Raw genomic sequence first — 1,843 nt, 5'->3', positions numbered from 1 at the left:
AAGATGGACGTAGCTCATGACAGAACCTCCGTGTAGTGTTGGTGTGGTAACTTACATTTTACACGAATCTGTCATGGGCCCTTTTTTTGTTTTGTAGGGTGTTGCACTTAATATTACAATTCGTCAAGAGCAAAAGAAAAAAAGCAATTGTTTCAGTCGATTAATTGCTCAATCAAACAAGGTTGCTCTTGTCGGATTTTTTTCAAAATCAAAAAGCGTGTGCAGCTGTGATTCGACATTCCGATTCAAGGACAGTTCCGGTAAATCGTGTTCAGGAAAGAATTCCACACCTTTTGTTTCGACACCATTTTTCGCTTCACCGCCCACAATCTCACATTGAATGAAAAGCTTGTAATAATGAAAAGGTTGAGGTGGATGCGGATGTTTATTCATATCCAGCAAGGCGAGCATTTTTGTCGGAACCACGATGTAGCCGGATTCCTCCTGGATTTCTTTGGCAATATTTTCAGCTGGCGATAAGCCGATATCGCAAAATCCACCCGGTAAAGCCCATCGGTTGTCGATGTTTTCCCGGACCATGAGAATCTTCCCTTCATGAAAGACAGCACCCCGTACATCCATTTTAGGTGTCTGGTAACCTTTCTCATTAGCGAATAACTCTTTGATTTTTTGCATTTCCAAGCCGGTATGTTCTTCCATGATTTCCACACTGATTGTCCGTAACTCTTCAAAACGTTCTAGATCGAAGACATCTTTTGAAAAAGTCAGTCCGGATTGAGAGAGTGATTGTATTCGCTTAGCCCATTCCAACCATTTAAGGCTCATAATGAACACCTGTTTCCAAGGACTCCATAAATTCAGCAACAGTTTGATAGGAGGAATTTGGTGCTACGGCAAACTCTAAAGTTTGGTAATCGGGCAGCCAATGCACCCCGACGGTCAAAACATTTGCTTGAATCCCAGCTTGAATGTCGGCATCGCTGTCTCCGATGAACATGGCTTCCTCAGGGCTAGCATCTAATAAAGCTAAGGCTTTGAACACACCTTCTGGGTCAGGTTTCGGATAGGTCACATCATCCCCCGTGATGATGGCATCGAAGAAATGCTCCATTTGAAGCGCTTTTAACGAGATATCCAGGCTTCTTCTGGCTTTTCCTGTGACAATTCCTAGTTTTATCCCTTTCTCTTTCAAATGCAGCAATAACTCATGAATTTCGTGATTGTGTTCAACTAATTGCGTATGCTGTTCCAGGTATTTCGCATAATACAGCTCAATGGCTTCTGCTGTATCGCCATGCAGCAGGTTCTTCCGGATAATCCCGGTTTCCGATGGGCCAAACATGGCGCGGATTTCTGCGGAAGAAAGCTCGCGCTGATCGAATTCCCTGAATACATGTTGGAAAGCATAGTCGCAGACGGGCAACGTATTCGCCAGTGTGCCGTCAAAATCAAAAATAATCGTTTTTATTGGAAACACCATCCTTGTTTTTTAATAACCAAAGTTAAAGAAGAAATGAGTAATTATTAGTTCGAATTATCTGGTTACTTTTTATACTATAGGAACTCTCCTGATTTTTCCAGTTAGTTTTATTTCTCGAAAATCCGTTTACATATGAGAAATTATCGGTAGGAAAGAGACTTCATAGAAAGTCTCTTCCTTTTTTCTTTTTTTAAGTGCACTTTTACGAACGCTTTTATTTCTAAAATTATCTTTCTGTTATTTTAAATTCTGAGTATATTTAATGTAAAAGTTTCCACTGCTGTTGTATTAATTGATTTTGAAGATTAGGAATTCATAAAACATTCGAAAACTGGCAAAAACCAAAAGAAAAAGTCCTTTATAATGGAAAGGTCAGGTAGTTCCTGTCCAAATCCACTAAAA

General features: G+C 40.1%; 2 protein-coding genes. Both read right to left on the bottom strand.

What is annotated here, in order from left to right:
- Positions 1-168: 168 nt before the first annotated feature.
- Positions 169-786 (bottom strand): NUDIX hydrolase, encoded by a 618-nt coding sequence (locus tag DIJ65_RS16055; RefSeq protein WP_117303800.1) that lies wholly within the window; start codon positions 784-786, stop codon positions 169-171.
- Positions 776-1,429, bottom strand: coding sequence for an HAD family hydrolase (locus DIJ65_RS16050; RefSeq protein WP_230321478.1), 654 nt, complete (start codon positions 1,427-1,429; stop codon positions 776-778). Before DIJ65_RS16050 ends, DIJ65_RS16055 begins: the two co-directional genes overlap by 11 nt.
- Positions 1,430-1,843: the final 414 nt, after the last annotated feature.

The organism is Planococcus salinarum (genome assembly GCF_007004625.1).
GTDB classification, from domain to species: domain Bacteria; phylum Bacillota; class Bacilli; order Bacillales_A; family Planococcaceae; genus Planococcus; species Planococcus salinarum.
This window is presented reverse-complemented; position numbering and strand designations above follow the sequence as displayed.

Excerpts from the sequence above, each read along its gene's own strand:
- DIJ65_RS16055 (WP_117303800.1), bottom strand. The coding sequence starts at position 786 with ATGAGCCTTAAATGGTTGGAATGGGCTAAGCGAATACAATCACTCTCT.